This window comes from Nocardia sp. 2TAF39 (assembly GCF_052114905.1).
Lineage (GTDB): Bacteria > Actinomycetota > Actinomycetes > Mycobacteriales > Mycobacteriaceae > Nocardia.
Map to the genome: position 1 here is coordinate 49199 of NZ_JBFRFQ010000065.1, position 6000 is coordinate 55198.

Annotated in this window: 6 protein-coding genes; 2 read left to right on the forward strand and 4 right to left on the reverse strand. The window is 67.2% G+C overall.

Annotated elements, in window-relative coordinates; translation table 11 throughout:
- Positions 1-88: 88 nt before the first annotated feature.
- Positions 89-1396, forward strand: coding sequence for a protoporphyrinogen/coproporphyrinogen oxidase (locus AB4Z47_RS28340; RefSeq protein ID WP_441955367.1), 1308 nt, complete (start codon positions 89-91; stop codon positions 1394-1396).
- A gap of 102 nt (positions 1397-1498) precedes the next feature.
- Here the strand turns inward: AB4Z47_RS28340 and AB4Z47_RS28345 are convergent, their stop codons facing one another.
- Together AB4Z47_RS28345 and AB4Z47_RS28350 are read right to left on the reverse strand one after the other, a co-directional pair.
- Complete coding sequence (locus AB4Z47_RS28345) at positions 1499-2224, reverse strand: maleylpyruvate isomerase family mycothiol-dependent enzyme (protein WP_441955369.1); 726 nt, start codon at positions 2222-2224, stop codon at positions 1499-1501.
- Between the two features lie 203 nt (positions 2225-2427).
- A complete protein-coding gene (locus tag AB4Z47_RS28350; protein WP_441955371.1) occupies positions 2428-2820 on the reverse strand; it encodes a RidA family protein in 393 nt (130 codons plus the stop codon).
- Between the two features lie 126 nt (positions 2821-2946).
- Between AB4Z47_RS28350 and AB4Z47_RS28355 the strand changes: the two genes are divergently transcribed.
- The gene (locus tag AB4Z47_RS28355) at positions 2947-4485 is read left to right on the forward strand and encodes an esterase-like activity of phytase family protein (RefSeq protein WP_441955373.1); all 1539 of its coding nucleotides are present in this window, start codon (positions 2947-2949) and stop codon (positions 4483-4485) included.
- Positions 4486-4492: 7 nt separating this feature from the next.
- Here the strand turns inward: AB4Z47_RS28355 and AB4Z47_RS28360 are convergent, their stop codons facing one another.
- Positions 4493-5191 carry a DUF998 domain-containing protein gene (locus AB4Z47_RS28360; RefSeq protein WP_441955375.1) on the reverse strand — a complete coding sequence of 233 codons (699 nt, stop codon included), beginning with the start codon at positions 5189-5191 and terminating at the stop codon, positions 4493-4495.
- A 244-nt stretch (positions 5192-5435) separates the two neighbouring features.
- Positions 5436-5867 (reverse strand): very short patch repair endonuclease, encoded by a 432-nt coding sequence (locus AB4Z47_RS28365; RefSeq protein ID WP_441955376.1) that lies wholly within the window; start codon positions 5865-5867, stop codon positions 5436-5438.
- Positions 5868-6000 lie beyond the last annotated feature (133 nt).

Here is a 6000-nt window from a genome sequence, read left to right on the forward strand (position 1 = left end):
GACGGTAGCTGCGTCCGGCCACGGAGGCGCCGCCACGGACTTATGAAACAGGCCTGAATCCTGCAATTTCAATGGAAAGCGAGTCGGTATGACGACGAGAGTCGCGGTGATCGGGTCCGGGATCTCCGGCATCAGCGCTGCGGTCAAGCTGCACCTGGCGGGCCTGTCGGTGGATCTCATCGAAAAAGACGGCGTTCTCGGCGGTCGATTCGGCGTTTCGAAACTCGGCGACCACGATGTGATGCTGGGCGGCAAGAACATCGGTCGTAAGTACCGTGTGCTGCGCGCCATGCTCGACGATCTCGGTGCGACCGAGTACGAGCACTTCGGGATCAACACGTCGAGGGTCCGAGACGGCGTCGTGCTCCCGATCGACAGCAACCGGCGGCTCGCGACTCTGGTCAACTTGGCCAAGCTCAGCGGGCCGTGGGATTTTCTCACGCTGGCCCGCCTCGCGGCTCGAGTCCGTAGCGACGAGTCGGCCCGCCTTCTCGGGTCGGATTTCGCTCGGAATATGGCTGCGCGGTATGACGACAAGCCGCTCGCGGACAATCTCGGCTCCGATTTGGTCGACAATGTCATCCGTCCGGTGACTGTCCGCATGAATGGGGCCGAGCCCGACGAAGTGTACCTCGGCAATTTCGGGACGAATCTGGCCATGCTGATGGATACATTCGATCAGCTGACCTCCGGGATCAAGCCAGTGCTATCCGTAGTGGAGCGACTGGTGAATGTCCGGCTGGGTACGCAGGTGCATCGGATCGAGCAAAGCGCACGCGCAGACGGCGAGATTTCGGTCACGATGGCGACGCCCGATGGCGGAGTGGATACTGTCGGCTACGACGGGGTCGTCCTGGCGACACCCGCCCATATTGCAGCGGATGTACTCCCCGAGCAGTCGGCGGAACTCGCCGGGCTGCTGAGGTCGGTCAATTACTTCCCGGCCACGGTTGCTGTCGTCGAGTATGCCGAAGACGTATTCCGGTCAGACATTCGTGCTATCGCGATGGACGACGGTCCATGCAGTAATGCGGGCAGCTACGGCATAGACCAGCGCAATGTGGTCCGCTACACGTTTTCGGGCCGTCAGGGACGGGTCACCGCGCCGACGGACGACGATATCGCGGGGCTGATCGGCGATGCCGAGCAGCTGCTCGGGAAGTACCTCGGCATCGAGCAGCCGGTTCGAGTCGATATGGCGTGCAGGCACTGGGAACAAGCGTATTGCGCCTATGGTCCGCATTACGGCGATGTGCTGGCCGGTATTCGATCGCGACTCGCGGATTTCGGCGGAAAGCTGACTCTGGCTGGAGACTACATGCTCGGGGTATCGCTGGAGAACTGCTGTCGGTCCGGAAAGGCGGCGGCGGCCGGTCTGCTCGGGAACCTCAGGTAGCGGTGGTCGCACGATAGGTACCTTCAGCTGCTGAGGGAGTGGAAGTTCGGGCTCGCGCTCGGCAAACAGGCCTGCTCGGCCGTAGTTCCCCGGGTTCGGGCTTCACTTCCAGGCAGGAAGGGGCGGCAACGTTCCGTTCAGGTCGGTGCCGCCACTGCGGCCGAGTAGCCAGGCGACCAGGGAGGCGGCGGGGCCGGAGATCGTGTGGGTGGCGGGGGTGGTGCCGATGGTGGCGGTGAAGTCGGCGTCGGTGGCGTGGACGGCGAACGGCTCGAGCGAGGTCTCGGCGGTGCGGCGGTTCAGGTCGGCGGTTGCCTGGGGGAGGATGCGGGCGACGAAGGTGTCGGGCCAGTCGGACGGCCGGTAGCCCGCTTTCAGGTCGATGTGGTGGATCTCCACCTCCTGCAGGCGCATCCAGCGCACCTCGGTCGCCGGAATCGGGCGGCCCTGGCGAGTGCGGACCTCGGCCTGCCAGGCATCGTCGGTGAGGGTGCGCGCCAGGCTGAGCCAGCGGTTCGCGGCGGCGTCGTTGTCGGCGAGCTGATCGGCCAGCGGACGCGGTGCGCCCGCCTCGATGTCGTTATCGCGGAGAAAAGTGCTGGCGTACTGCGGGATTTCGACGCCGGTGTGTGCCCACAGCAGCAGGTTCACCAGGCTGTCGGCGTTGCGAGCCAGGTGGGCGAGCACATGGCCCCGACTCCAGCCGGGCAGCAGCGAGGGCTCGGCGACGGCCTGATCGCTGAGGCCACGGATGGTGTCGAGCAGCCGGACGGTCGCCTCGGCGACTGTGTCGAGCGGCACGGGGGTCTGCGAAGCGGTGCTGGTCACGGTTCCGACCCTAGCGACAGAAAATCCGGTCGGTCGCGCACGACGTGCCGGCTCGCGGAATCGGCCGCGGCGCGATCCGCACCGGCGAGGGCTCGCACACGGTCTCTCCCGACCGTCATTTCGTCGTGGCTCGTGCTGATCGAGAGTGAGTGTCGCGGCCGCTGGACTGCGGGGGCGGCCTGGCAGGAACCGGGTAGGGCGCTTTAGTCGGCGACGATCGCGTCGGCTTCGATCTCCACCAGCAGAGCCGGGGTGATCAGGGCTTTGATCTCGTACATGGCCGCGGCGGGCCGGATCTCGCCGAACACCTCGGCGTGTGCCTCGGCGACCTCCGGCCAGCGCGCGATGTCGGTGACGAAGATGCGGGTGCGCACCACGTCGGCCAGGCTCGCGCCTGCTTCGTTCAGCGCGGAGCCGATGCGGCGCAGGGTTTCCCTGGTCTGCTCGCCGATGTCGTCGCCGCCGACGGCCGTGCCGCCGGGCTCCGAGGCCGTGGTCCCGCTGACCGCGATGACATTGCCGAGCCGCACCGCCCGGGAGTAGCCGACAATATCTTCGAACTCCGAACCCGAGGAGATGTTCACACGATCGCTCATGGCCCCAGCATGGCACGGGCCATCGATGCACTGGAGTACGCCGAACCTCACCCGGTGTCGACCATTTTCGGATCAACGCGATAGGCAATGACGGTGAAATCTCATTCTCGTTCTCGAATCACTGCCGTGGCCGCCCTGTGCGTCGGCGTGCTGGCCGCGAGCTGCTCGTCCACAGACCCGGCCACCGACTTCACCGCGGCGAAAAACCAGCCGCTGGTGATCTCCCTGGACGACCTGCTGGCGAACACCGGAGGGAGCGCGGCGATCGCGACCGCCGACCCAGCGCACGGCACGCTGAGCCGCCGCACCGACGGCGCGCTGGTCTACACGCCGAACGCGGACTACACGGGTACAGACAGCATCGAGGTGACCACTACCGACGCGGTCCGGTTGTACACCACCGACATTCCGCCCCTCGGCGAGTTCGGTGGAACCACTGTGCAGGGCGGCGGTTTCGGGTCGGCATGGACGTCGGTGCCCGGCAGCACGGCCGAGTTCTACGGGCTCACCGATCGCGGTCCGAACGTGGACGGGCCTGGCAAGAACGAGAAGATCGCGCCGACACCGACCTTCGTGCCGAAGATCGGCCGTTTCCAGCTGGTCGGCAACCGCGCCGTGCTGCGCTCGGCGATCGAGTTGCGCACCGCCGCGGGCGTTCCGTTCAACGGGCAGGTGGACGTCTCCGCGAGCACCGGCGAGATTATCAAAGATCTGGCCGGAAACGTGTTGCCCCCCACCGACCACGGTCTCGACCCGGAGGGGCTCGTCGCGCTGCCGGACGGCACGTTCTGGGTGTCCGACGAATACGGGCCGTTCCTGGTGCATTTCGACGCCAAGGGTGTCGAGCTCGAACGACTCGTCCCCGGACGAGGCCTGCCGAAGGAACTTTCGCTGCGCACACCGAACCAGGGCATGGAGGGCCTGACCGTCACGCCGGACGGGGCTACCCTTGTCGGCCTGATGCAAAGCGGCCTGAACACCCCGGGTCTGGCGGGATCGGCCAAGGACGTGCCCATGACCCGCATCATCGCCGTGGATCTGCGGACCAAGGCGGTCAAGGAGTTCGTGCTCGCGCTGGAGAACCCGAAAAGCACGAAGGTCGCCGACTCGGAGATCACCGCGCTGAGCGCCACCACCTTCCTGGTCGATGAACGGGACGGCAGTCCGGCGCCGAAGGCGGACAAGAAGCTGTGGACGGTAGACATCTCCGCCGCCACGGACATCGGCCCGGACTCGAAGGTCGCCGGCGCGCAGTACGACCGGGAGGGCGGCCTCCAGGTCGACGGCAAGCCGGTGGAGACGTTGGTCGGCGCGGTCTCGACAGCCGAGGGCGCCGCGGCGCTGAGCAAGGCGGGCATCACCCCGGCCGTGAAGTCCACGAACCTCGATCTCGGTGCGCTGGTCAGAACGCTGAATCCGGACGGAACGTTCTTCGGTCACGACAAGATCGAGGGCGTCGCCACCCTGGACGGCGGTAAGACCCTCTACATCGCCGACGACAGCGATTTCGGTCTGGCCGCGAGCACAGGCGAGCAGCCGCCGTTCGGGCTGAAGCCGAAGACGCTGCCGGGCGGCGTGCAGGACACCGGCGAGATTCTGTTCGTCGACACCGCGAAACTGCCCGCGCGCACCGAACGCCACACTGTTCGGCTGAAGGTCGGGTAGTAGGCGATCAGGTCGGGTCGGTCCAGTCCCTCCCCTCCAGGATCACGGCGGCGGCCAACGTGAGCAGCCACAGCGACATCGCCCCCACCTGGATGCGCTGGGCGATCCCGAGGGCGTAGTTCCCGGTCAGATTGTCCGCGACCAGCATCCACACGGTCGCCGCCGACCCGACGACCAGCACGACCAGACCGATTTCGCGCAGGATCCGCCAGCGGTGGTAGCGGAACGCGGCCAGGCTGAACGCGAAAGCGGCGACCGCGATCGAGGTCACCGCCAGCGTGCTCGACAGCGCGTGCGGCTGATGCAGTTGGGGGAACAGCTCGCTCGGCCCGCCGCACGTGCTGTCGCCGGGAACGCAGTCGTGCAGCGGCAGCAGCACATCGGCGATGGTCGCCGCGCCGAAACAGAACAGCGCCACCCAGCCGGTCGTGGTGAACCGGCGGCGCGGGAACAGCAACAGCCCCGCGACCGCCGCGGGCATCAGCACCGCCCCCACGATCGTGTCGGCGACAGCGAAGACCTGCCGGTACGGTTTGCCTTTTGCGTCGAGCTCGCTGAGGAAGGAGTTGACCGGGTCGACACCGATCTTCAGCACGAATTCGAGCACCCAGGACGAATAGCAGAGCCCCGCGATCGCGATCGCCGACGCGATTATCGCCGATGCCAGTCGCACGCGCCATCCGGCGACTTTCGGGCTACCAGTCACCCCCCTATTGTCCTGGTCGCTCGCGCGGCCCCCGCGGGACCCCAGATCGCACACGCCATTGCCACCCGGCGCACAGGGTGCTACCAGGCTCATCGAACACCCTGTCGGAACAGGTGAAATTCGAGGAGGTTTCCATGCTCGGCTTCGCGACAGCAGCCGCCGGAATCGCGGTGATGGCGGTGATGGCGGTGTCCGGTTATCTGGCTGCCCACGCTCCGCGCTCGCTCGTGCGGGTCCGGCACCGCTAGCACGGCAGCTGCAACGCCGCCTGGACTCGGTTGGCAGCCGCGACCGCGTCCTCGTGCTCCCATACGCGGACCACGCGCCAGCCCGCCGCGATCAGGGTCGCGTCGGTGGCGCGATCCCTGGCCACATTGCCCGCTAGTTTGGCGGCCCACCATTCGGCATTGTTCTTCGGATCGGTCGCGTGCAGCGGGCAGCGATGCCAGAAACAGCCGTCCACGTAGACCGCGACCCGTCGTCGCGGAAAGACCAGGTCGGCGCGGCGGCGCTGCCCGCGGATCGGCGCCCGATCGACGAAATAGCGCAACCCCCGCCGATGCAGCTCACGGCGCAGCGCGAGTTCCGGGTCGGTCCCGGCGCGCCGCTGGCGCGCCATCCGGGCACTGGTGGCCGCATCCGTGCGTGGTCGGTCGCTTGCGCTGCGCTCGCTCATGCCTGCGCCTCGCTGGCGCTCGGCTCCGGCATGACCGAGCGATGCTCGGCTGTGCTTGTTGTTCGCTCGCTGCGCTCGCTCATGCCTGCGCCTCGCTGGCGCTCGGCTCCGGCATGACCGAGCGATGCTCGGC